The organism is Microcoleus sp. BROC3 (genome assembly GCF_036702515.1).
Classification (GTDB): domain Bacteria; phylum Cyanobacteriota; class Cyanobacteriia; order Cyanobacteriales; family Microcoleaceae; genus Microcoleus.
Map to the genome: position 1 here is coordinate 82,122 of NZ_JAUBTQ010000028.1, position 25,253 is coordinate 107,374.

General features: G+C 44.2%; 15 protein-coding genes and 2 pseudogenes. 9 read left to right on the top strand and 8 right to left on the bottom strand.

What is annotated here, in order from left to right; all coding sequences use genetic code 11:
- Window positions 1-16: 16 nt before the first annotated feature.
- Window positions 17-5,536 (bottom strand): ATP-binding sensor histidine kinase, encoded by a 5,520-nt coding sequence (locus QUB30_RS19010; protein ID WP_333336401.1) that lies wholly within the window; start codon window positions 5,534-5,536, stop codon window positions 17-19.
- Window positions 5,537-5,891: 355 nt separating this feature from the next.
- On the opposite strand from QUB30_RS19010, the gene QUB30_RS19015 reads away from it, so the two are divergent.
- Window positions 5,892-6,773: a Cof-type HAD-IIB family hydrolase gene (locus tag QUB30_RS19015; protein WP_333336403.1), complete on the top strand. Its 882-nt coding sequence runs from the start codon at window positions 5,892-5,894 to the stop codon at window positions 6,771-6,773.
- 562 nt (window positions 6,774-7,335) lie between these two features.
- Here the strand turns inward: QUB30_RS19015 and QUB30_RS19020 are convergent.
- The 5 genes from QUB30_RS19020 to QUB30_RS19040 form a co-directional block, all read right to left on the bottom strand.
- Window positions 7,336-8,226, bottom strand: coding sequence for an alpha/beta fold hydrolase (locus QUB30_RS19020; protein WP_333336405.1), 891 nt, complete (start codon window positions 8,224-8,226; stop codon window positions 7,336-7,338).
- A gap of 90 nt (window positions 8,227-8,316) precedes the next feature.
- Complete coding sequence (locus QUB30_RS19025; protein ID WP_333336407.1) at window positions 8,317-8,496, bottom strand: hypothetical protein; 180 nt, start codon at window positions 8,494-8,496, stop codon at window positions 8,317-8,319.
- Window positions 8,497-8,499: 3 nt separating this feature from the next.
- Entirely contained in the window at window positions 8,500-10,527 is a 2,028-nt protein-coding gene (locus QUB30_RS19030; RefSeq protein WP_333336409.1) for an adenylate/guanylate cyclase domain-containing protein, read from the bottom strand.
- A complete protein-coding gene (locus tag QUB30_RS19035) occupies window positions 10,475-15,211 on the bottom strand; it encodes a response regulator (protein ID WP_333336410.1) in 4,737 nt (1,578 codons plus the stop codon). Before QUB30_RS19035 ends, QUB30_RS19030 begins: the two co-directional genes overlap by 53 nt.
- Window positions 15,212-15,893: 682 nt before the next feature.
- Window positions 15,894-16,403: a hypothetical protein gene (locus tag QUB30_RS19040; protein ID WP_333336412.1), complete on the bottom strand. Its 510-nt coding sequence runs from the start codon at window positions 16,401-16,403 to the stop codon at window positions 15,894-15,896.
- 77 nt (window positions 16,404-16,480) lie between these two features.
- Between QUB30_RS19040 and QUB30_RS19045 the strand changes: the two genes are divergently transcribed.
- From QUB30_RS19045 to QUB30_RS19070, 8 genes and pseudogenes are all read left to right on the top strand, one after another.
- Entirely contained in the window at window positions 16,481-17,398 is a 918-nt protein-coding gene (locus QUB30_RS19045) for a histone deacetylase (RefSeq protein ID WP_333336414.1), read from the top strand.
- A gap of 641 nt (window positions 17,399-18,039) precedes the next feature.
- Window positions 18,040-18,276 (top strand): helix-turn-helix domain-containing protein, encoded by a 237-nt coding sequence (locus tag QUB30_RS33895; protein WP_445300515.1) that lies wholly within the window; start codon window positions 18,040-18,042, stop codon window positions 18,274-18,276.
- Window positions 18,277-18,347: 71 nt separating this feature from the next.
- Window positions 18,348-18,878: a transposase gene (locus QUB30_RS19050; RefSeq protein ID WP_333336430.1), complete on the top strand. Its 531-nt coding sequence runs from the start codon at window positions 18,348-18,350 to the stop codon at window positions 18,876-18,878.
- A 298-nt stretch (window positions 18,879-19,176) separates the two neighbouring features.
- The gene (locus QUB30_RS19055) at window positions 19,177-19,338 is read left to right on the top strand and encodes a hypothetical protein (RefSeq protein WP_333336416.1); all 162 of its coding nucleotides are present in this window, start codon (window positions 19,177-19,179) and stop codon (window positions 19,336-19,338) included.
- A 15-nt stretch (window positions 19,339-19,353) separates the two neighbouring features.
- Window positions 19,354-19,920 (top strand): annotated as a pseudogene (locus QUB30_RS33900) (glycosyltransferase); the annotation flags it as partial.
- A 239-nt stretch (window positions 19,921-20,159) separates the two neighbouring features.
- The gene (locus QUB30_RS19060; RefSeq protein WP_333336418.1) at window positions 20,160-21,170 is read left to right on the top strand and encodes a glycosyltransferase family 2 protein; all 1,011 of its coding nucleotides are present in this window, start codon (window positions 20,160-20,162) and stop codon (window positions 21,168-21,170) included.
- A 195-nt stretch (window positions 21,171-21,365) separates the two neighbouring features.
- The gene (locus tag QUB30_RS19065) at window positions 21,366-21,947 is read left to right on the top strand and encodes a serine acetyltransferase (protein WP_333336420.1); all 582 of its coding nucleotides are present in this window, start codon (window positions 21,366-21,368) and stop codon (window positions 21,945-21,947) included.
- A 29-nt stretch (window positions 21,948-21,976) separates the two neighbouring features.
- Window positions 21,977-23,011 carry a glycosyltransferase family 2 protein gene (locus QUB30_RS19070; protein WP_333336432.1) on the top strand — a complete coding sequence of 345 codons (1,035 nt, stop codon included), beginning with the start codon at window positions 21,977-21,979 and terminating at the stop codon, window positions 23,009-23,011.
- Window positions 23,012-23,402: 391 nt separating this feature from the next.
- Here QUB30_RS19070 and tnpC read toward each other — a convergent pair.
- Window positions 23,403-24,881, bottom strand: a pseudogene (gene tnpC / locus QUB30_RS19075) (IS66 family transposase).
- A 129-nt stretch (window positions 24,882-25,010) separates the two neighbouring features.
- Window positions 25,011-25,166, bottom strand: a complete 156-nt coding sequence (locus QUB30_RS19080; protein WP_333336421.1) for a hypothetical protein — start codon at window positions 25,164-25,166, stop codon at window positions 25,011-25,013.
- Window positions 25,167-25,253: the final 87 nt, after the last annotated feature.

The window sequence follows — 25,253 nt, forward strand, 5'->3', positions numbered from 1 at the left end:
TAACTAATTGCTAATTTTAGTTAGCGGGGAATTCAATCATAAATCTTGTGCCTTTGTCTACTTGACTTTCGCAGTGAATTGTGCCTTTTAGTTTTTGAGTGACGAGGTTGTAAATAATGTGCAGTCCCAATCCTGTGCCGCCGTGACCTCTTTTGGTTGTAAAAAATGGTTCAAAAATTTTACTGAGATTTTCTGGGGTAATTCCTTTGCCGTTATCAGCATATTCAAATATTAGCCGATCGCCCTCTAGTTTGAAATCAAAAGCCAGAATTCCTTCGTCTTCTCCATCGTAAGCGTGAATTAGCGAATTCAACACCAGATTTGTCACAATTTGACACAACGCCCCGGGGTAACTGTCCACTACAATATTTTCATCGCACTTAATTTCTATTTTGTGCTTAGTTCTTTTTAGTTTTGCGGTTAATGATGTCAAAATTTCCTCAAGATAGTTTTTAACATTAAACTTGCGTTTTAACTCGCTCGACTGATCGACTGCCACTTCTTTAAAACTGTGAATCAAGTCGGCTGCCCGCGTGAGGTTGGATAAGATCATATTACTGCTTTGCATGGCGGTATCCAGAAACTTTTCTAACTCGGAGCGTTTAATTTGACCGTTGCTATAAAGCTCAAAAAATTTTGTGACTTTTTCAGCTAGCAAGGAAGCGGCGGTGATGCCGATGCCGATCGGAGTATTTATTTCGTGCGCAACACCTGCAACCAACCCTCCCAAGGCTGCCATTTTTTCCGACTCTACAAGTTTATTTTGGGCTGATTTTAAGTCTTCTAAAGTTTGGGACAGCTCGGAGGTACGCTGCTGTACTAAGTCTTCGAGATTCTGATTGAATTGCTGCAAGTTGGCGTAAAGTTGGGCGTTTACGATGGAGATAGAAATTTGAGAAGACAGCAGTTTTAATATTTCTAATCTGTCTGGCGTAAAAGCGCCTGTAGTCAGATTGTTTTCTAAATATAGAATCCCGGTGAGTTGGCCTTGATTGATTAAAGGAGTGCAAAGAATTGATTTAGGTTGAACGGTCATTATATAGGGTGTGCGAGTAAATTGTCCTTCGCGGGTGGCATCGTTTAAAACTATACTTTCTTGGGTACGGGCGACGTAGTTGACTACGGCAACGGCCAGTAAATTTAGTTCTCCATCCTCTTCTACAAAATCTATAGGAATTGATTGCATGACACTAAAGCGCTCGACATCTACAGATCCTGATGCTTCAATCACCCATTTACCGTCTTTTTCTAGTATTAAAAATCCTCTTTGACCCCCGGCATTTTCAATAACAATTTTCATCATTTTTGCGAGCAGTTTGTCTAGAACTATTTCCCCGGCTAAGGTTTGCGATGCTTTAACTGCTGTGGTCAAGTCTAGCACGTCGGCACTGTCGCTCGCAGTGGAAGCGCTGCTGGTAGATTTGTGAGTTTCGATATTAGTTGAAATCGACGCTGAAGTTAGCAACTGCGAGTATTTTGATTCTAAATGCGCTACTTTGGCTGTTGCTCCCCAGCGCTGATAGCAATAACGCGCTTCTGTCAAGTAAGTTTTAGCAATTTTTTCTCGTCCTATGGATACATAAAATGCTCCTGCTAATTCTCCTGCTAGTGCTTGTACCTGGATGTATCCGTTTTGTTGTGCTCCTTCAATTGCGCGATCGTAATATTCCATTGCTCTCACAATATTGCCCAAAACGCGTGCTTTTTCGGCAGTAATTAAGTCGCATTTGTGCTGAAGGTTCATCGGGGCAGAAAGCGCTTTTTTTTGCAGCTTTTTCCGGTTACTGGTTGCGTAAAAAAGATGTTCTTCTTGTTCATTCTTTGTTGCAGATGGATATGCTGCCAGTCGGGCTAGAGAATCGTAAAACTGGTATTCAGAAACATTAATAAAGCCTGCAAATCCGTCTAAATAAACTTCGGCTTTGGCTGCATTTTCTAGCGCTAGGTCGATATCTGCAAATAAATACGCTCGTATTAATTGCTGCAAATAAAAGTGCTGGAGTCCCACTCTATCGTTAGCTTTTAACAGCAGCGACAACAATGTTTCTTCGCTGTCAACTTCACCTAATACAAGGTGGGGACTTTCCAATTTTGCCATCAATTGCAAAACAGTTTGCCGATATATTTGATTCCAAGTCAATACAGTTTCTTGCTTTAGTTGAAACAGCAAATGGTTGTAACTTACCATTTTTCGTTCCAGTTGTGGCAATTCTTGACCGATGAAATACAAAGACTGACAAATATTTACTGCCGAATATCCGACACATTCTAAATCTCCATTCTCTAGCGCGCTTTGATAGGCTTCCTCTAACAATGGTAAAGAGTCTTTAACGTGATGCTTGCCGTTCATCAAAATGAATGCTACTAAATTAAGTGTTTTGCTTTTGAATTCCAAAACATTTAATCTATCTATCAAATTTAAAGCTAATTGGCCGAAGCGTTCGCCGGATTCAATATCTCTAACTATTGCTTTTAAAATTGCTCCATAATTAGCATAGCCGAATGCAGAAAAAGCAGAATTTCCGTAGTTGATAGATAAATTAACTTGCTCGCACACAATCAGCGGCAGCAGCACAGGTTCAACTATAAACGTAGCTGAAAACATACTGGAAAGCACGCGCATAGTTGCTAATTTGTGCGGATTTGTCATGGCAGGCAAATTAATTAAATCTTCTATTTTTATTCCTGTTAAATAAGCGGCGGTTTTAGCGAGTGCTTGCTGAATGTGGAGGGGAATCGGCGATTGTGGAAAGTTTATTCCTAACATTTTTAGTGCTTCCCGACCAATTTTTACCGATTCTTGGAGTTTGGTTTGCATCGCACAAGCTATGATTCTGATTTCAAAAACTTTGATGGTGTCTAGTTCATTTTTTGCGTGTTGCAGGACAACTTGCGCCAATTTTTCCATTGGTTCAAACTCGGTATTTAGGTACGCGGCTTCTGCCGCTGACTCGTAGAGTGCAAGAGTCAAGTCGTAGTCAGTTTGCCAACTTTCCGGGGGCAGCAGTTCAATACCCACAGTTAAATATTTGAGGGCGAGTTCGTAAGCTGCACTTGCTTTTGCTTTGCGGCCTGCAATTAAATTTAATTGACATAATTGAAACTTTTCTAATTCGCTGCTAAGGATTGTTTTCGCAAAATTGAGTTGGTTAACAATATCAAAAATATGATATTCTAGTTGCTCTGGAGGCGCGTTTTTCAGCAAAAACTTGCCGATTTTTAGATGCGTTTCTTGTTTCTGAGAATCTGATATTAAAGCATAAGCTGCTTGCTGCACTCGCTCGTGCAAAAATTTGTAAGTCGCCTTAGCAGTATCAGAAACTGGTAGGGATAATTCATCTGTAAAGTCTCTAGATATTGTGTCTGTTACTTCTGTGCTTGCTGCTAGTGCAATCGGAATTTTGTAGGCGTTATTCACGGGCAAAAGCAGCCCGGACTGAAGTGCCTCCCCGAGGTCTGTTGCTGCGGACGCCAGAGGTTTTTCGGCGATTGTCGAGAGAATTTCTAAAGCAAATCTGTTGCCGATACAAGCGGCTAATTTGAGTAGTTCCTGCGTATTTTCTGAAAGTTTCTGAATGTTGTCTATCATTAATTCTACAACATTGTCAGTTATTCCCATTTCTTGTATTTGTTCGATATCCCACTGCCACTCGCCTGTGATTTGGCATTTTTTCACAATTCGCTCTGGGATTTGTTGACCTAAGTCAGAAAGGTTATTTTCACCTTTCTCGTCCAAATTAGCGGCTGGTATAAATTTAAACTGTAACAATTTTTTTGAGTACAGAGATTTTAGTAATTGAGTTAAAAAAAACGGATTTCCTGCGGTCTTATGAAAAAGCAACTCTGCTAAAGTTATGGTTTTTTCTGGTGAGCAGTTGAGAGTATCAGCAATGAATTGGTTGACGCTGCTAATATCTAAGGGCAGAATGGCGATCGCGCTCACAGTGCCGCCTGCTTTTCTAATTGCTTCGGCGGTCAGCATTACGGGATGATTAGCATCTACTTCCTGTTCTCTATAAGCTCCAATTATTAATAAATATTGAGTTTTCAGGTCAGTTGCTAGCAGTTGTATTAACTTGAGAGATGCTGAATCGATCCACTGGAAGTCGTCGAGGAAAATTACCAGGGGGTGTTCTTTTTGAGTAAAGACGCGGATGAAGTTTTGAAATACTAAATTAAAGCGATTTTGAGATTCATTTGCTCCTAAATCTGGCACGGGGGGCTGCGGCCCGACAATCAGTTCTACTTCGGGAATAACTTCAATAATTACTTGGCAGTTGCCGCCGAGAGCATTTAAAATTTTTTGTTTCCAAACATAGACTTGGGCGGCATTTTCGGTGCATATTTGGCGCAACAAATCTCGAAAAGCTTCGACGAAAAAAGCGTAGGGAATATCACGCTTAAACTGCTCAAATTTGCTGTCAATAAAATACCCGTTTTCCGGCCGAATCGGCTTGTAAATTTCATATACTAACCAGGATTTACCCAGACCTGCAGAACCGGAAATTAGCACGATTTCTGTATTGCCCCGCCTCATCCGATCGAAGGTATTCAGAAGCATATTAACTTCTGCTTCTCGCCCGTAAAATTTTGGGGAAATTTGCAGGTGACTTGACCGATCTTGCTCGCCGAGGGTTATGTGGCAAATTTCGCCTGTTGTTTGCAGTTGAGCCAGACAACTTTCTAAGTCGTACAAAAGTCCGAAAGCACTTTGATACCTGTCTTCGGCGGTTTTTGCTAAGAGTTTCATGACTAGATCGGAAACGACTTGAGGAATCTCCTCGGTTTCTGCTTGATTGATTCTGCCTTCGATGGTTCTGCTTTCTACTTTTTGTTTTCTGCTTTCACAAGGAGAAAGTGGCGTTTTGGCAATATGGCAGTGGACTAATTCCATCGGATCGATCGCATTAAAAGGCAATTCGCCGCAGAGCATCTCATAAAAGGTGACGCCTAAAGAATAAAAATCGGTGCGGTAGTCGATCGCCCGATTCATGCGTCCAGTTTGTTCGGGAGACATATAGGCGAGGGTGCCTTCGAGCAAATGGGGATGGCTGAGGGTAGGGCTTTCGCGTGGTAGCAGGGAGGCGATCGCAAAATCAGCAATCTTGACATCCCCCGTCTCGATATTGACAATAATATTGCTCGGTTTAATATCTTTGTGAATGATCTGGTGTTCGTGGAGTTGACCGAGAGTTTCTGCTAGTTTTATGCCAATTTGCAGAAATTGGTGTAACTCTAACTGGTTGTTACTGAGAATTTTTTTTAGGGAAATGCCGCCAAAATCTTCTAAAATTAAAACAGGAAAGTTATTGTATTGTTCTAACTTGTAAAGCTTGACTATTCCTGGCAAATTCAAATTTTTAAGAATTTCTGATTCGTGCAATAGTTGGGCTATTTGCGCTGGCGTAGGGTATGGCGACGTGAAAGTTTTGAGGATAACGGCTTTTTGTTCCTCAAGCTGTATCCCTCGATAAATAACTGTGTGAGAGTTTGTATAAAGTTCTCCGTCAATGCGGTATCCCGGAATGGCAATCATGCTGTTTGGGGTGGTTTGAAAAGTGCGGTTATACGAGTTTAGATTTGAAATTGGGAATGATTGATGATATAAAGCTTTGGATATTGCCTACAGTTGCATTTTTTTTGCTACTGGTATTATTCAGTAAGTGTAAATACAGATCGCAGGTCGAGGGGGGTTTTTACGGTAGTACAAGGGCTGGTATTGTATAGCTGAGCTAAACCAGTCTCTAAATGCTCCTCCTAGATACTTTTTTTGGCGCTTATTTATCTATATTTTAGTATTCAAAAAATCAGAAGTCGCACTTTGCTATCATCGCGCCAGTGCCAAAATAAACTGGTGCGTGCAACTCAACAGCTAAAATCTAAAAACAATCATGCAGAAGATAACTGCCTCAAATCCAGCTAAGGCGACCGATCGCGCTTTTGGCACCGCAGACATTCAATTGCTGGTAGTGGATATAGACGGCACGATCGCAGGTTTGTCAAATACCATCCGAGAACCAGTCAAGCAGGCAATTTTGGCGGCCTCGTCGCGGGGAGTGAAAGTGGCCGTCGCTACGGGCAGGATGTACCGCTCAGCTTTGCGTTTTCACCGCGACATCGGCTCCACTTTGCCGCTGATTTGCTACCAGGGCGCGTGGATTCAAGATCACGCTACTCAAAAACGGCTGCGGCACTTGCCGCTGTCGAAACAAACTGCTCTGCAACTTTTAGATTATTTTGAAGAACCGCATTTGCGACCGCTGCTTTCGATCCATTTCTACATTGACGACCAACTTTACGTGCCGGAAATTACCGCAGCTACCCGAATTTATGCCCAACGATCGGGCATTGAACCAAATGTGATTGAGGATTTGCGGCGAGATATTCCGGGGGAACCGACGAAAGTTTTGGCATTGTGCGAGAATCCGGGGGTACTCGACGGCTTGCTCAGCAGTATGCGGCAGCGCTACACGCCTGCGGAGCTTTATTTGACTCGATCCGTTGCTACTTTTTTTGAAGCTACGCATCCTTTGGCGAATAAGGGAGATGCGGTGCAGTATTTAGCGGAGGAACTTTTGGGTTTGCAGGCGGCGAATGTGATGGCGATCGGCGACAATTTTAATGATGTAGAAATGATTGCCTACGCGGGTGTGGGCGTGGCGATGGGCAATGCTCCTGATGCGGTGAAGGCTGCTGCTGATTGGGTGGCGCCGGATGTGGAGGAAGATGGGGTGGCGGCTGCGATCGAACAATTTGTTTTGGGCGATCGTTGATATTTTTACACCAATTCCGCAGGGGCGGGTTTGCCGGCATTTGAAAAAAATCTCGATCGACCCGCCCCGACCCAGCGACAATATTTAAGTTATTATATAACTGTGTAGTTTTGAGTTCTCTGCAATCAACTTTTGATTATAAAAAAAATCTAGACTTTCTGATTTTTTGAGATTAAGTCCAGTTAAATACTTTGTTTGCAACATCGGAATATTTATTTAACGAACCGCGAAGACGCTAAGAACGCGAAGGAAGAAATGAAGAAAGCGGGGCGGGCTTAAAGATATTCTGGATGTGAATTTACAAATAATTTGAAAGTCTTAAAAATGGGTTTCAACAGAAAGAGCACCGACGACTGGCCGTGTTTCGTCTCGGTGCTCTTACTGGTTCGCTCCTCACACGTCCATCAATATAGCTGACTCGGTAGATTGTGTCAATACTTTTTTCAAAAGTTCTTTTCTCTGGTCGGCCCAAGCCCGGATGCCGGTGCGGCGGAGCAAGGCAGAACTTTTGCAATGCAACGGTTTTGACCGATCGCCCGCGATTGGATCGAGCAGAAAAATTTTACTTCAATTCCAGCAGCCAGTCCAAAATCAGAGCGTTGACTTCACTCGGCCGCTCGTCGTGGGGACAGTGGCCCGTGTTGGGAATTGACACAAATTTCACTGGTTTACCGTTGGCGGCCAATTGTTGATAAATCTGGCTGCCGGCGATTGGCGTCCAGGGGTCGTCTGCGCCCCAAAGTACCAATAACGGACGATCGACTTTGGGCAGCAGTTCTGAGGGTTGAGGGCCTGCAGGGGCTGTGAGAATTGACGCAAACACTTGTTGAGCTCCGGGCTCGCAGGAGGGGGCGTGGAGGAGTTCTACGAGTTCGTCGGTGATGGCTTCGGGGTTTCTGTAGACTTGGCGCAGGGTGTTGCGGATGCGGCGTTTTTGGCGGATGTTGTTGAAGACAAACGGGCCGATCAGGGGCGATCGAACTAATTTAGTAAAAGTCCCCATCACTACTCGCAGCGGGAAATTTAGTTCGTCGGGCCGGTGGTTGAGCCCGCCGGCACAGTTGATTAAGACTGCGCCTGCTGATGTTTCTGGATGGTTGGCGACTACCATCAAACTCAGCAAAGCGCCGATCGAATTCCCGACAAATACAGCCGGTTCCTGTACCATATCGGCCCAGAAATCTGTCAGCAATTCTTCCCACAATTCCAGAGTGTAATCTAGGGCTGGTTTGGCCGAAGCACCGAATCCCAGCAAGTCCAGCGCAAATACGCGATAACCGCCGGCCGCGAGTGCGGGGATATTTTGCCGCCAATGTCCGATCGAAGCGCCAAATCCGTGAATCAAGATCAGAGGGCGGCCGGTTCCTTGGACGGTATATTGGATTTTGTGACCTTTCCAAGTCCAAATTAGCTTTTCAAAACTTGTTGCAGATACTAGCTGTTGTGCTGTCACGACTCTTAATGTAAATTTTCGTTAACTTATTTGATCATACCAGCACAATCCCTCTCTCGGCGGCGTCGGAGCAACGCCCCACAAGAACATTCAACTCTTGATAAGGGTGCGAGATATCAGGTTAAATACATAAACATACTTCCTTCTTTCTTCCCCTTTTTCCTTCTTCCTTCTTCCGACGGACATCGGACTGACATCCGTTACATCCGTTACATCCCGTACATTGCTCGTTGCCGAACTTCCTTCTTCCTTCAAAATCCCAATTTTCAATTTTTACTTGTTTTGCAGCAACCAATAAGTCATCATATCCCCCTTACCTTTTACTGGAATCACTCCTCGCCTCTCAAACAGATACTTATTTTTCAAAAGCTTATAAGTAACATCAGTAACTTGAATGCTGCCTGCAAAACCCGTAGCTTCCATCCTCGCGGCCACATTCACCGTATCTCCCCACAAATCATAGGTGAACTTGCTCACACCAATTACTCCCGCAACTACCGGCCCGGAATTGATGCCGACGCGAATTGCCAGTTTTTCCCCTGTCTCGGCGGACAACTTTGCTATTTTTGCCTGCATTCCTAGGGCCATTTGGGCGATCGCCTCGGCGTGGTCATCTCTGGGCGTCGGCAATCCCCCGACTACCATGTAAGCGTCGCCAATAGTCTTTATTTTCTCCACACCGTACTTTTCAGCTAACTGGTCGAAGTGGGAAAAAATCACGTTCAAGCGCTTTACCAACTCCGTGGGAGACATTCTCGCCGAGATCTCAGTAAAGCCAACAATATCTGCAAATAAAACAGTTACTTCGGCAAAACTGTCAGCAATTGTAGTTGGCTCCGCCTTCAAGCGTTCTGCTATTGGTTTGGGTAAAATATTCAACAGCAACTTCTCGCTTTGTTCCTGTTGAATTTTCAGCTCTTCTTGCGCTAATTTGCGCTCTGTAATGTCACAAACAGTACCCTCATAGTACATTAACGCACCTTTTGAATCGCGAACTGCCCGGACATTTTCCGACACCCAAATCCGGCACCCGTCTTTGCGACATACCATAGATTCAAACCCCAAAACGGCATTTTCCGCCTCCATAGCAGCCACGAATTCGAGGCGGCGTTCCGGGTCTACGTACAGTTGCTGAGAAATATTTTTAATGCTGGACATCAGTTCTTCTGGCGAGTCGTAAGCGTACAATTTTGCCAAGGCTGGATTAGCGCTGATATAGCCTCCTAAAGGCGTGCTTTGAAAAATGCCTTCCATCGCATTTTCTACAATGCTGTGATATCTTTCTTCAGCAATCCGCAGCAATTCTTCTGCTTGTTTGCGCTGAATTAAAGAACCTAATTGAGTGCCTACAGCATTAAAAACGTCTATAAATCGCGCGTCTTTGCGACAAGATGAAATTTTAAAGAAAACTAGCACTGCTAATACTTCATCGCCTATCAAAATCGGTATTCCAAAACCCGCTTTGAATCCGAGTTCTACTGCTATTTTACTTCTGAGAAAATGCGGGTAGCCCCGGGAAATATCTTCTACCCATTCCGGTTGCTTGGATGCCCAAACTCGTCCCGGCAGCCCTATATTCCTGGCAAATGTCAGTTGTTCGCTTTGGCGGCGGAACGATTCCATGCTGGGGTTGCTCGCATACCAGCCCCGGGCAGATTGCAGGACTGTTCCTTCTGCGTCGGGAATCCAAGCTTCTCCTACATCCCATCCGATTGTTTCGCCAACTTGGTGCAGAATTACTTCTAAAGCTGAGTGAAAGTCTACAGCTTCGCCGATCGCCCGCGTAGTTTCCAGCAAAAACCGGATTGATTCTTCAGCCCGCTGCCGTTCTGCGATTTCTTCCTGCAATCTAGAATTGCGATCGTGCAGTTCTCTAGCTTGCTGTTCCAGTTTCGATTGCAGCGAACGAAGGGAAAGTTGGTTTTCGACGCGGGCCAAGACTTCTTCTACTTGAAACGGCTTAGTAATATAATCTACTCCTCCTACTTGAAAAGCTTTAACTTTTTCCAGCACGTCATCTAGCGCGCTAATAAAAATTACCGGAATATCTTTAGTTTTTTCGCTTAACTTTAAATTCTCACAAACTTCATAACCGTTCATTTTCGGCATATTAATATCTAGTAAAATTAGATCTGGAGGAGATATTTGCGCCCCTTGCAGAGCCAGTTGTCCGTTAATAGCTTTCCTGACTTGATAGCCGTAAGATGTCAGCATAGTGGCTAAAAGTCGCAAGTTGTCCGGCATATCATCAACAATCAGAATGTCTCTGGGAGTCGCTGGTAATGGATGGTCGTTCATCATAATATAATTGAGTTAAATCGATAATGATATCTATCCGAAAATTATCGACTAAATCTGTTAGAGCCTTAGCAAGATTTGCCTCAGTTTCGGGAATTTTATCGATGAGTTCGAGGATGCGCTTGTCGTCAACGCAAAGTGCTGCTCGGTACAATTCTACCACCCAGTCTGTGGGCATTACACTCAAATCCTCGGTAGTCAAACTTTTAAGCAGCGTCGGTACTGAAAAAGAAGTAGATGAGTTTTCTTCCTGATAAATATAACGCACGTTCAGATAATCGGCTATCTTTTTAAAGAGTACATCTTCCCGAAACGGTTTACAAATCAAATCGTTACAACCAGCAGACAAAATCATCTGCCGCTGCTCGTCAAAGGCACTGGCAGTCAGAGCAATAATTATTGTTTTTTGACCTTCTGGAGTTTGCTTGATCTGTCTTGTCGCTTCGTACCCGTCCATCACTGGCATTAGCATATCCATTAAGATCAGGTGCGGCTTCCAAGTTGAATGCAAAGCAATTCCTTCTTGACCGTTAGTTGCTTCGCGGACTTCAAATCCCAGCGGTACGAGGATCTGAAGCAGCAGTTGGCGATTTTCCGCTACATCTTCAACTATTAATATCCGATAAGTTTGTTGTCCCGCTTCTAAACCAATAACTTGTTTGACCGCGGTTTTTTCTTGTTCGTCACTTTCTGTTACTAAGTTAGCGTGGATACTAAAGGTAAAAGTTGTGCCTCGATCGAGTTGACTTTTAACATAAATATCACCTTCCATAAGCCGGACAAACTGTTGACTGATCGGCAATCCTAGACCTGTTCCCTGCATAGATTTCAGACCAGTTTCGGTTTGAACGAAGGGCTTGAATAATGTGGAAATTTCCGACGGAGAAATGCCGGGACCTGTGTCGATAATTTCAAAATATAATTGGGATTTTTTTTCGACGACTGCGGTGTTCTTTTCTACTTGGCTGCTGACACGCAAAGTAACTGTGCCTTTTTGAGTAAATTTAATCGCATTCCCGAGCAGGTTAATTAAAACTTGCCGCAATTTAGCTTCGTCTGTTTGAATATACTGCGGCAACTCGCCAGTATGTTCAAAGATTAGGTGCAAGCCTTTTGAGTTGGCTTTTAGTTGCAGCATTTCTTTGAGGCTGTTGAGAAGGTTGTATAGGTTGAAGCGGCTTTTATTGATGGTAATTTGACCGGCTTCTATTTTAGACATTGACAAAACATCATTGATGAGATCCAGCAAATGTTCGCCGCTGCGGTTGATAATTTTTATGTATTCTTTTTGTTCTTCTGTTATGGAACTGTTGCGAGCCATAACTTGGGAAAAACCCAGGATCGCGTTGAGAGGGGTGCGGAGTTCGTGGCTCATGGAAGCGAGAAATTGACTTTTGGCGCGGTTAGCAACTTCGGCGTTTTCTTTGGCTTTAATAAGTTCCATTGACTGCCTTTGAGTCCGGGCGAGCAATTCGGCTTGCTGCAATGCTACTCCTAGCTGAGTGCCTACATCAACTGCAACGTTGATTTCAGATTCGCTCCACTGGCGGGGAGCTGAATTTTGATAGGATGCTAGTAGCCCCCAGAGCTTTTTGCCGCAGAAAATTGGCACAATAATGTAGGACTTAGCTTGAAATTTTTCTAGCAATTTGATGTAACAACTATCGAAGCCTTGCTTGTAAATATCTGGGACACAAAGGTAAGTTTTACCTCGGCTGTAGACTCCACCTTGGGTTTCTTGCAAATAGGTATCGTGGACTTCTTGTGAAGTGGTATCTAACTTTTGGACGGCGCAAAGTTCGCTATCTAAAGCGCCTTCAGTAAGGTGAGAATCGATCTCCTGTGATTGGATGAAAGAAACCCACTTGCGGTCAAGGGATTCGGCTACAAATTCGCCGCTCCAGTCTGGATTGAAACGGTAAATGGCGACTCGATCGCACTTCATGGTTTGGCGCAATTCTCGGGTTGTGGCGTGAAAAATTTCTCGGATATCTAAAGTCTGCCGCATTCTTTCAATGATGCGGGCGATCGCTCTTTGTCGTAAAGCACTTTCTTGCAGTTCGGTTTCTGCTTGCTTGCGTTCGGTAATATCTAGAGCCATTAAAGCAATGCCGATCGCTGTACCGTTGTCGTCAATTAGCTGAGTATTGTACCACTCGCAGATGATAATTCTGCCGTCTTTGGTCAGATTTTCGGAAGTGCCGCTGGATTTGGCGTTCCAGCCGTGATTGAAAATCTCAGATACTTGCTCGTGGTAGCTTTCAGGTACGATCAAATCGGAGGCGACTCTCCCTTTCGCTTCTTGCTCACTGTAGCCAAAAATAGCAACGGCCGCAGGATTCCAAGTGATAATTTCTAAATTGAGGTTTAACTCGATAACTGCGATCGGCGTTTGCTGCAATAAAAATGAGATTCTTTGCTGCGATGCTAGCAGTTTCTCTTCGGCTAATTTGCGGTCTGTGATGTCATTAGCGGTGCCGAGAACTTGTTTGGGTTTACCATCACTTGTTCTGAGAAATACTGTATCCCAACTGTGCATCCAGCGCCATTCACCGTTTTTGTGCCTCATCCGGTATTGACATTCAATCACATCGCCGTCTTTGGCTCGCTCCACTTTTTGGAGGCTTTGAAAATACTCTGGCAAATCGTCCGGGTTGAGCAGCGTTGCCGTCATTTCTGTACCCATATCTTGTATTTCTTGGGCGCTGTACCCTAGTATCGCCGCAATTTGTCGGTTGCTGTAGACATTGCGCCGTTCAATTAAATCGTAAACGTACAATAGGTTGGGATTGGAATCGGCGATCGCCTGAATGAAGTGCTGGCTTTCTCGGAGTGCAGATTCTGTTTGTTTGCGGTCGCTAATATCTCGCGCTACGATAATCACTGATTCTGGAGAAAGCGGAGAAACTTTAGCGTCGAGGCAAACTTCGCGATCTCCGACTGTAAAGCTATATTCAACATTGATACTTTGCTTCGTTTTCAGAACTTGTTTGATGCCATTTAATACCAAATCTGCCACAGGTTCCGGCAAGACTTCGTGAGCAGTTCTGTTAATCATTTCGCTTGGAGGTTTCACCAAATTCGCCGTTCCTGTCGGGGCGATTTTGATGCAGCGCCCTTCTGCATTTCTCACTAAAACTGTGTCAGTCATGGCGGCAAAAATAGCCCGTAATTCCGCTTCAGATTCTTGCAGAGCTTGCTCAGCGCAGATGCGGGTGCGAATTTCTGCTTGCAGCAGTTTATTTTGCCGATCGAGCTGCACAAGCCGGTTTTTTTCTCGATCGATCAGTTTAGCTTGAGCGATCGCAATCCCTACTTGAGCCGCCACAGCTTCTAACAAGTCGATTTCATCGCACGTCCATTCCCGGTAGCGATCGCACTGGTGCAAGCAGATAGCGCCGTTTGCCCTGCCTTGGTAGGAAGTGCGAATTGCCAGCATCGATTTCAACCCAACCTTGTGACAAATCGGTTGAACCGCTTGCAAAAGAGGGTCTGAGTAAACATTGTTGGAGGCGATCGCCAGATCTTGTATCATCATTTGTACGACGTGAGGATTGCCCCAAATTGGAATGGGTACGTTCCGAATAGATTCGCACTCGGGTTCGCGATACTCGGCCGCCAGAGGAATATCGACTTGGGGGGTAGTAACGTAAGTATGAATCAAACAGCGATTGACGCCGAATGCCAAACCGATTTGAGTTGCAGCTATTTGAAATATTTGTTCGGGCTGCAAGCTCGATCGAATTTCTTGAGTTATTTTTGCAATCAGCAGTTCTCGCTGCACTTGCCGTTCTAAAGCAGCTTTAGCTCCTGTCATTTCTATTTCTGCTTGCTTGCGATCGCTGATATCAAAAAGTACGCCATACCAAACAATATCGCCATTGTAGCGCATTTCTGGTCGAGAATTAGATTGCAGCCATTTGAGTTTACCCGACGGCGTAACAATCCGCCATTCAAAGGCAAAAGGTTCTAAAGTTTTAGCGCTCGTAGCAATTTGTTTTACCAAAAATTGTTGGTCATCCGGATGATTTTGAGCGAAGCACAAGTCAGGATTTTTCAAAATCTCCTCGCTCTCTAATTCGTAAATATCCCGACAAGCATAACTGATATATTCAAATTGACAACTCCCCTCTGACCTCTTCACAAACTGATAAATAACTCCTGGTATATTTAGCGCTAATTTTTGCAACTGCTCTTTGCTTTCCCGGAGTGCTTTTTCTGTCTGCTTGCGAAATTCTACCTCTCGTTGCAGTTGGGTATTCTGCTGTTTTAATTGTTTCGATAGCTGTTGGATAGTCAATTGACTTTCGATACGCACTAAAACTTCTTCTACTTGAAAAGGTTTAGTAATGTAGTCAACACCACCGACTTCAAAAGCTCTGACTTTGTGAAAAGTTTCATTAAAAATGCTTAAGAAAATCACCGGAATTTCCCGAGTCTTTGTGTTAGCTTTCAGTCTTTCACAGACTTCGTAGCCGTTCATTTTGGGCATGGCAATATCTAGCAAAATCAAATCGGGGAGAACAGTAAACTTAGCATTTACCGCCATTTCTCCCGAAATTGCCCGCTGAACTTTATACCCTTCTTTAGTCAAGATATTTGATATAAACCGGAGGTGGTTGGGCTGGTTATCAATAATTAAAATGTGAATATTTTCTTTTTCGAGCACCATCTTTTGTATTGCCATTCTCAATTTTCTAGTGTTAGCCGCCGATAAATGGTTTAATAAATCTAGCACTTGTCTTACAGCCAAACTTCTTCATCAAACTTTTTTAACTTCAGCAATAAGAAGATAAATTTTAGATATTAGCTCACAATAACGCACCTTCTATTCCTTTATTTTTTTGGGATGCTTCTCTTAATTTGGTAACTCAAATTAACCACTGTTTAGCCATATTCTATGACTGTAAAAAATCCCCTTATTTGCTGTAAAAATTAAGTCTGCAGAAAAAGATCATGACTTAGGCAATCCAGACCAAAGAAACCGGGTTTTTTACGTCTGTTCCAAGGCTGCGACGAAGTATTTTCGTACAACCCGGTTGATGCACCCGAGACAGTTTTGTGCTTGACTTTAGCATTAAAAGTCCCAGGAGGATAACGCAAGCTTCTTGACATTCTGCTGCTACCTTCAAAGGGTTTTAGCAGAAATTTACACCTGGACGCGCCCCAAGGCGAATAAACTGGGCTTTGGCTGCGCTCAACCACTGGGTTGTTTACTGTTGCCCCGGGCTGCAACGCGTCTTTTCGTGAAAAAAATCTGGTTTTGACGCACCCGCGCATAAGTCTTAAGATCTTTATAGGTAACTAAGAGTATAGATCGCTCATCCCGCACCCAAAGCCTGCCGTCTCAACTCTTTTTCCAATATTTTCTAACCCAGCAATTCCTTAAGCTTAGCAATATTTTCAGTGCTGAAGTTAATTTTAATTTCTAGTTCTTGGTCAGCGTCCCACAGCAGAAGCATATTATCTTCTCCTAAAGCGATTTCTGGATTGTTTAATTCAAGTGTTTGATATTTTACTTGGGTACTTCCTATGCGAATTACAAGTTCCGATTCCAACTGAGGATAGATGTACAAGTGCTGTTGCAAGTTGTCTAGTTCTAATTTTTGAACAGTGTTGTGACGTTGGACAGGAGAACCGCGTTTGTACCAATAGAGAGTATCCTCACGAATTTGGGGATTGACTATCACAAATGTTTCGTCAAAACGCTGGGGGTGCCAGTGAATTTCGCTCAGACCGCCGATTTGCGGAATCAGTCGCTCTACCCAGCTAATTTCTTTGCCGTTGAGGTTTCTCCACCACTGACTGATATTATCGAGATTGTCAGCATTTTCGGGGTCGGCGCTGCCGGACTGCCAGACTGTTTTTAGTTGTTGCATATACAGGTTCTCCAGCGAATTTAAATTTGAAATTGCAGGCTTTCAATGGAAGATTCATTCGTTATACAATAATTTTAATGGACTTACCAATTATCTACCACGAAAATTACGTTGCACCCCTGCCGCCGGATCACCGCTTCCCTATGGCAAAGTTCCGGATGCTTTACCAGATGCTGCTGGCGGACGGGGTAGCAGATAAATCGCAATTTCACGCTCCCGAACTTCCCCCTCAAGAATGGATTGAATCAGTCCACGACGAACGCTACGTTCAAGCTTACTGCAACGGCACGCTTGAGAACAAAGCTCTGAGGCGAATTGGTCTGCCTTGGAGTCGGGCCCTTGCTAACCGCACTTGCACTGCTGTTGCAGGGACGGTACTAACTGCAAAGCTCGCTTTAGAGTGCGGTTTGGCTTGCAATACTGCAGGCGGAACTCATCACGCCTTCCCTGCTTTTGGGTCTGGTTTTTGTATTTTTAATGATTTGGCGATCGCCTCCCGCGTCCTCCAACAATTGGGTTTAGTTCGCAAAGTTTTAATTGTCGATTTAGACGTGCATCAAGGAGATGGAACCGCAGTAATTTTCCAAGATGACAGCAGCGTTTTTACTTTCTCGATGCACTGCGAAGTCAATTTTCCCGGCACTAAACAAAAGGGCGATTTAGATGTACCTTTGCCTGTCGGTATGGAGGACGACGAATATTTACAAACCTTGGATAAATTTTTACCATATTTGCTTTCAAATGTCAAGCCTGATTTAGTTTTGTACGATGCCGGAGTAGACCCTCATCACGGCGACAAACTGGGAAAATTAGCTTTAACTGATACGGGGTTATTTCGCCGGGAAATGCAAGTTTTGACTGCGTGTTTGGCTGGCGGCTATCCCGTTGCCTGCGTGATTGGCGGTGGCTATTCCGACGACATGAATGGGTTAGTTTACCGGCATTCGCTGCTGCACCGAGCCGCAAGTCAAGCCTACAGGCAATATAAACTTTAAGATTTGTAAATTATGCGACAAAAATCTAGATAAATTTAGTTAATACCACATAAATGAACGGCAGACAGCGCGAGCGCTCGCACAAATTTTGGAGCCAGACAATTTATAGTTCATTATAGACTAGCGTTTAATTAATAAATAGGATGTCACGTATGCAAGTTAATTCAAACAACTCAGACTAGGAAAAACACAGAATTTAGAGTTTCTCGAACCTATTACCAAGCATTATTTGATGGTCGTTAACGTCAGCTCCACCTGCGATGAAACAGGTGACAGGTATCTCGATCCGCTGTGAGCAAAAGACCTAACGGAACACTTTAGGTATCTTAAAAACTTTACCTTAGCAACTCCCTGCCAACAAGAAACATCCCCAGGAAATGCAATTGTCGTCACCCGCGAACCATCGTTTTCTAACGTTGAATTCATCGACCTTCCCTCCCCAAACAGCTACCCCGAGGCAATATTGACGCTGCCTGCGACAGTTGCTAAACTTTGGGGTGCGATCGGCAAAGCAGATATTGTAAGTAGTTAGACAAAATTAATTACACAAATACATAGTAGAATGATATTCCAGGCAAAATTATGAGTTAATTATAATTTCCTATGATGTTTATCGGGGAAATAAGTCCTCTTTCGTCTAAATGGCTCGAATCGAATTCATCGCCAAAGCCGACATCATCAGGTACGTCACGCGTGCACATTGCCTCATATTAGTTTCGCAAAGATTAAAAAAAGGAGAGTTAATGAATATTTTTCAAATAAGTTATAACACCCTATATAACTGGTTCGATCGGTGGGAATTAGAGGGAATGATCGGACTTTATAATAAACCAGGAAGAGTTTCTAAGCCACTATTTTACTGTTCGCAGAAAGCCTAAATAAAAGAGTGGGCTAAACAACAACCAAGGCAATTAAAAAATGTTAGCCAAAAACTTCAATAAACCTGGGCATAACTCCCAGTACAAAAAAAAATCAAAGAATACTAAAAAATCTAAACATGAGTTTGCATCTCCTTCGTAAAGGAGTTGCCGTCAAGCCTCAAACCCAGGAATTTCAAGAGAAAAAAGCGCAATTAGAAGAATTAAAGCAATTGGATGATCGGGGTAAAATTGATTTCTATTACTTGGATGAAACAGGATTTTGTTTGATTTCTTGTGTCCCCTATGGCTGGCAGGAAATCGGAGAATATTTAACAATTCCTAGGCGTCGTAGTCAGCGAATGAATGTACTAGGAATCATGAATCGAAATAACCATCTTGAAAATTACATTTCCTCTCAAAGTATTAATTCAGATGTGGTTATTGCCTGTATTGATGCTTTTTTTCCCACAGTAGATAAGCCAACGGTGATTGTCACAGATCAAGCTTCTATTCATACCAGTGATGCTATTGTTGACAAAATTGAAGAGTGGAAACAACGTAATATTACTCTTGTTGAGTTGCCTTCTTACTCACCTGAATTAAATTTAATTAAAATTTAATGGCGGTTTATTAAGTATGAATGGATTGAGATATCTGCTTACAAGAGTTGGGGAACTTTTGTTACATCTGTGGAAAAAATCCTGAAAGAATTTGGAAAAAACTATGTAATTAATTTTGTCTAGCTACTTACATAGTTGCGTAGCAGGCTGGCCCATTCCTATGGGGTAGTTAGTGACACCAATAGCCCAGATTCAGGGCAAATTCTACGTACTCGTAGTCGAGTCCGCACCGTGGCGTCTGGAACCAGGCACAACCATAAAAATAAAAGACAGAATCATCGCTTAGGTATCGGAAATAGTGAATCGCTGGTGCGTAAATAATGCTAACCTGACAATCTTCACACAATCGCAATACCAGCAGAGTTTACTGACAAAGCGACAAGAACGAGGTCACGTCATCCACGCTTCTTGGATAGATGAAGAAAATATCATTTCTGAAGCCGATGCAGAGGAAATATGACACAAAAAGCTATCCCCATCAACCCAAAAACTGAAACTTCTATTTGCTGGCAGAGTGGAGTCCAGTAAAGGTGTGTTAGTTCTATTAGAAGCAATGAAAATTTTGAACCAGAAAAACATTGCTGTCAATCTCGATATACTCGGCCATGGCAAACTGTTAAGCGAATGCAAAAGACTTAGGAATCAACTGCAAAAATCGGTTAACATCCAAATTTTTGGAACGGTTGCTTACGGAAAAGAATTCTTTCGGTTGCTGCAATAATATCACGCTATTGTAGTTCCCAGTCTTTCATAGGAGCAGCCCCGGATTGTTTACAATGCTTATTCCCAAGCAGTACCGATACTCGCAAGTAACACAGACGGACTGCGCGACTGCATCCACAACCATAAAACTGGTGTAATTGTTAATTCTAACGACCCTTTAGCCTTAGCAGATTCGATCGAAGGGTCGGGGCAAAACTTGCCTCAGCTTCAAAGTATGGGCAAGGCATCTCTCCAGCAGGCTCACAGCATGACGCACCAAGAAATGCACCGTTCGCGGTGGCAGCTTTTATTGAAGATGTTGCAGTCATCCAAAGTTTGAATTTAGCTCGTGGCTTTGGGGAGTGCAACTTTCAATTTTAGTTTTTGTATCTTGTTGAGGGTTCGGTTGGTGGCAGGGTGTTCCAGTCCGTGCCGAAAATTTTGATGCTCCACTGCAAAATCTACTGCACGTCCCTTGACTGGTGCTACAGTAGGAGGTGGAGATAAAAATAGCGATCGCCCTAGACTTGTCAAAAACCACAAGCTGAGCTAAAAAAGTTCATAAAGAGTATTGCCCTTATGTCCAATGCAAGTGCGTCTAGTCAGCCGTACTCCTTACTCGTAGTCATTGTTAATTACAGGACGCCCCGCCTGACAATCGACTGCTTGCACTCTCTAGTAGGCGAAATTAGCTCGCTCCCAAATACCCGCGTTGCAATTGCCGACAACGCTTCAGGCGATACCTCAGTCGCAGACATTGCCGCAGCCATCGCCGCAGAAGGCTGGAGCGAATGGGCATCCTTCGTGCCCCTAGACCGCAACGGCGGCTTCGCCTTCGGCAACAATGCCTTGATCCGTCCCGTACTGCAATCGGCCGATCCCCCCCCTTACTTCCTGCTGCTCAACCCAGACACTGTAGTTCGCCCCGGCGCATTGAAAGCTCTTGTCGATTTCATGGACTCTCATCCCGAAGCAGGAATCGCCGGCAGCCGTTTAGAGAACCCCGACGGCACGCCCCAAGAGTCAGCTTTTCGGTTTCACAACATTTTGACCGAACTCGATTTCGGCTGGCGTCTTGGCCCTGTGTCGAAGTTATTGAAAAACAGGGTCGCCGTCCCTCCGATTTCTCAAGAAATCTGCCAAACTGATTGGGTGGCTGGAGCCAGCATGATCGTCCGCCGCGAAGTATTTGAACAGGTTGGCTTGATGGATGAAGCTTATTTCATGTACTGCGAAGAAATGGACTTTTGCCTGCAAGCAAACAAAGCTGGCTGGAGTTGCTGGTATGTACCTGAAAGTCGCGTTGTCCACTTAGTCGGTCAAAGCTCGGGCGTCACCGACACCAAAGCCGCCCGCAAGCGAATGCCCCAGTATTGGTTTGATTCTCGGCGGCGCTACTTTATCAAAAACTATGGCTTTCTCTACGCCGCCTTAACCGATCTCTGCTGGGCTTCGGGTTTTGCTGCGTTCCGGGTGCGCCGCGCCGTACAAGGCAAGCCAGACAACGACCCGCCAAACTACCTCCAGGATTTCTTGCTCAATAGTGTATTTTTCAAAGGAGGTTCGATAGAAGAATCGAAAATTTTTTAAAGGATTTTTGCAAACAAGTCTCAGCTCGCTCAACCGTGTTAAATACGGCCAGTAAATCATTCCCTGAAAGAGCAAAAAGCTGGGTATTCCTCATAAAATAAACTCGGTGCATCCGACATTGAAAATCTCAAAAACAGCAGATTATTGTTGGTATCAACAAACAGATAAAACCAGACAGAGTGTTGAGTAAAGCTTATGGTAACGCAGACGGACTTAATAAGTGAAAATCAAGTAGAAGCTCCTGCACTAGGATTGTGGCAACAGATTCAAGAAGATTGGATCGCTCACGGTCGCGATTGGACGAAGCCGGGATTTAGGGCGGTAGCTGTTCAGCGCTTTGGTGTGTGGAGAATGCAAGTTGAACCGAAATTACTTCGCGCTCCTTTGAGCATTCTTTACAGATCGCTATACCGAAAAGTTCGCAACACCTACGGCATAGATTTGCCTTACACTGTAAAGCTCGGTCGCCGCGTGGTGATCGAACATCAAGGTGCTATTATTATTCACGGATATTGCACGATCGGCGACGACTGCATTATCCGCCAAGGCGTAACCCTGGGAAATCGCTACTTGGACAAGCCGCTAGAATCTCCTCAATTGGGCGATCGGGTTAACGTCGGCGCTGGTGCAAAAATCCTCGGAAAAGTACACCTGGGAGACGACGTAAATATCGGAGCAAACGCCGTAGTTTTATCAGACATTCCTGCAGGTCAAACTGCCGTTGGCATTCCGGCGAAGATGATTGCAACCAAAAAAAATCAAGACAAAAATACTTAAATTATTAGATAGCATTGATTATGTCTCAATTGCACAAAGTTGGATTGGTGGCGATCGGACGCAATGAAGGCGATCGCCTCCGAGCGTGCTTGCTATCAGCGATAGTCCAAGTAGCTCTGGTGGTTTATGTCGATTCTGGCTCAACAGACGGTAGTTTGGAATTAGCCCGATCGATCGGAGCGGATACAGTAGAACTCGACCTATCTACACCTTTTACCGCAGCGCGCGCCAGAAATGAAGGCTTTGCCCGCTTGCTCCAATTAGCTCCCGACATTGAATTTGTCCAATTTGTAGACGGCGACTGCGAAATAGTTGACGGCTGGCTCGATAGAGCCCAGGAAGAACTCGCCGCCAAACCCGACGTAGCCGTAGTGTGCGGGCGCCGACGCGAAAAATTTCCCAACGCCACAGCATACAACCGACTGTGCGACATCGAATGGGACACGCCTGTCGGCGAAGCCAAAGCTTGCGGAGGCGACTCCATGATGCGAGTCAAAGCATTGGAGCAAGTCGGCGGTTTCAACCCCGCCCTCATTGCCGGCGAAGAACCGGAACTCTGCGTGCGGCTGCGACAAAACGGGTGGAAAATCGAGCGTTTAGATGCAGAAATGACCCTGCACGACGCCCAAATGACAGGTTTTGACCAGTGGTGGAAGCGCTCTCAAAGAGCCGGTCACGCCTACGCCGAAGGTTCCTGGCTGCACGGCAACACCCCGGAACGCCACTGGGTCAAAGACACGCTCCGCATCTGGTTCTGGGGATTCGTTTTGCCAGTGCTAGCATTGGGTACAGCCTGGTTCACCCACGGGTGGAGCCTGTGGTTGCTGGCCGGCTACCCGGTACTTACTTACCGAATTTACCGCCAGATGCAGCAACGCAATTTGCCAGCCAAGGATGCTGCGCTTTATGCTATATCTTGCGCGATCGGGAGATTTCCCCAGTTGCAAGGTCAGATTCAGTTTCACCAGCGCCGCTTGCTGGGACAGCGCAGCAACTTAATCGAATACAAGACATCAAACCCATCAATTGAGCAAGTTAGAATTAGTGCTAAGTCTACTAAGTAGGTCAGCCACTATGAACTTAACTTGTTTTTTCGCGGAATGGGGAGCATCCCGATTTTGCAAGTATACAAAAGTATGATAAAATGCGCTGCTTTTGGGAAAAGCCAACACTTAGCTTCCTCCAAAAATATGTTTTAGAGTCAATCAGCCATTTTATAGCAATTGGAGAATAGAGTGTCTCAAGAGTTACAATAGTCAATAAATAATTTTGAGGGAATCAAAATGACGCCTGACTACCCGAGCACGTTTACGAGCTTCGTACTGCTGAAATCGCCAAAATTTTATACAGAAACACTCCCCCCGAGGCATTAGAGAGCCTGGAAACAATAGAAGGGCACCTGAGAAAACAATGGATAGAGATAGTGGGACCCCAAGTTGGTTTTTTTGTAAGGATTCAGGTCGAAACCAGGGGTATTAAAGATGGGGTCTGCACAGCAGGATTAACCCTCGCTTTGATAGCTTGCTCAAAAAACTCAATGACTGAACGTCTTTGACGACGGCAAGTTTGTATAACTGTCAATAAATTGGCAGTATCTTGGAACCGTGACATTGAACGGGAGCCGCCACTAACTTTTCTTTTTGTAACGGCTAAACGTAACGTTCGTTCGGCTAAATTATTATCTGGTGGAATCTCTGGATGATTTAGAAAATACCACCATTGAGCGCCTTTATGGAGCAAGGAACGTAACAGTTTACTTGCTTGGGCTCCGGCTCGCTCAAACCAAGTTAAGAGTGCAGATTCAATTTTTAATTTAAACTCTGATGCCCAACTCCAGAACTCGTCAATCAAGAGAGTTTTTTGGTATAAAGCGTAGTTATGAAAGCCTTCATCAATCAAATCGATAAATTTGACGCCAATCTCCTGATTATGTAAACCTGGTAACTTGCTCAGCTTTTTGAAATGACGGCGTAAATGCGCCAGACATTTCTGTTGTGCTCTGACTGAATAACCATTATAAACGCTATAGTCATCCGAACTGAGGACACCTGTATAGCTTGCACCCAGAATTACTTCTAATTCGGAGCGAGAACGAGTATCAGCAGCATGAAATAAAGCGAAGTCGGTATTGGCAAAAATCCATAACCATTCTTTTACCCCTTTGACTGCCCATGGCGTTTCATCCGCATGGATATTGGGCTGGGTTTGTTTGACCCACTATGAGAGCCGGTCAATACTTTGAGCCACGGCACCATCTATTCTTTCATTCGTGGCTACTAAAGTTCCCACTCCTATTTCTATTTTTCCCAGTTCCCACAACAGTTCTTGTTGTTTTTCGTAGGATAAATGCCCGTAATTATTTATCCATCCCAAAAAAGCTTGCAGTCTGATTCCGATATCTTGTCCCGGTACTATTTCTGGCGACCAGTCTGCTGTTTGTGTTTCCCCACACTCGCTGCAAATACACGTATATCTTTGATATTCTACTATTTCTATTGGACTCTCTACTAACTGAGCAACTTGCTCTCTCTCTATTTTGATAGGTTCGCCACTGAATTCGCTTTGACCACAACACCTACACACTTGCGGTCGTAATATCTCTAATCTATCTACCCGACCAAACCCCTTCCTCGTTTTTCCCGGATGCCCTGGTTGTCCTCCTGGTTTCCGTTTTGGTGTCTCCCTTTCCTCTGTTTGAGCTTCTAGTTTTTTCTCGCTTTTTTTGAGGAGGTCGGACGATGGTGGCTTTGATGATGTTGTGCTGTCTAAATCTCTGCTGATTTTAAGTTTCTCTATTTCCTGTTCTAGTTCTATTACTCGGGATTTTAACTGCTCTATAGCCCTCGCCTGCTCCACGATTATCTCTACCAGTTTCTCTGTCGCCAACTGTTTTAAGGTTTCACTGTTGAGTTTGGGAGGCAGGTTTTTTTTCATAATTGCTATATTCTACTTTCCAGTCTCACACTTGTCAATACTCACCACCTGAATCCTTACGCATTTTTGACGGAGGACAAAACTTAAACGCTGACGGTGTAACCATTGCGCCAGCTCTATGCTGTGAAATTAGCGATCGCCTACGAGCGCTAATTTATATCTTTTCAAGAGCCGAATTACCGGACGCAATACTTGTTGCTGTTCGGCGAGATTTGAAGCCCCTTGTTTATCTAGCAGCGTCCAGAATATAGGAAACGCCCTTTTTTGAACGAGATCGCTTACCATTAAGACATTATATAGCAATCCTAAATGATTATCAAGACTATGATACAATTATATGCAATACTCGCTCGTGAATAAAAAGATGAATAA

Coding starts and splice junctions, on each gene's coding strand:
- QUB30_RS19010 (WP_333336401.1), bottom strand. CDS start 5,536: ATGATTGCCATTCCGGGATACCGCATTGACGGAGAACTTTATACAAAC.
- QUB30_RS19060 (WP_333336418.1), top strand. CDS start 20,160: ATGTCCAATGCAAGTGCGTCTAGTCAGCCGTACTCCTTACTCGTAGTC.
- QUB30_RS19080 (WP_333336421.1), bottom strand. CDS start 25,166: ATGGTAAGCGATCTCGTTCAAAAAAGGGCGTTTCCTATATTCTGGACG.
- QUB30_RS19065 (WP_333336420.1), top strand. CDS start 21,366: ATGGTAACGCAGACGGACTTAATAAGTGAAAATCAAGTAGAAGCTCCT.
- QUB30_RS19035 (WP_333336410.1), bottom strand. CDS start 15,211: ATGGCAATACAAAAGATGGTGCTCGAAAAAGAAAATATTCACATTTTA.
- QUB30_RS19040 (WP_333336412.1), bottom strand. CDS start 16,403: ATGCAACAACTAAAAACAGTCTGGCAGTCCGGCAGCGCCGACCCCGAA.
- QUB30_RS33895 (WP_445300515.1), top strand. CDS start 18,040: ATGGCTCGAATCGAATTCATCGCCAAAGCCGACATCATCAGGTACGTC.
- QUB30_RS19030 (WP_333336409.1), bottom strand. CDS start 10,527: ATGATGAACGACCATCCATTACCAGCGACTCCCAGAGACATTCTGATT.
- QUB30_RS19015 (WP_333336403.1), top strand. CDS start 5,892: ATGCAGAAGATAACTGCCTCAAATCCAGCTAAGGCGACCGATCGCGCT.
- QUB30_RS19045 (WP_333336414.1), top strand. CDS start 16,481: ATGGACTTACCAATTATCTACCACGAAAATTACGTTGCACCCCTGCCG.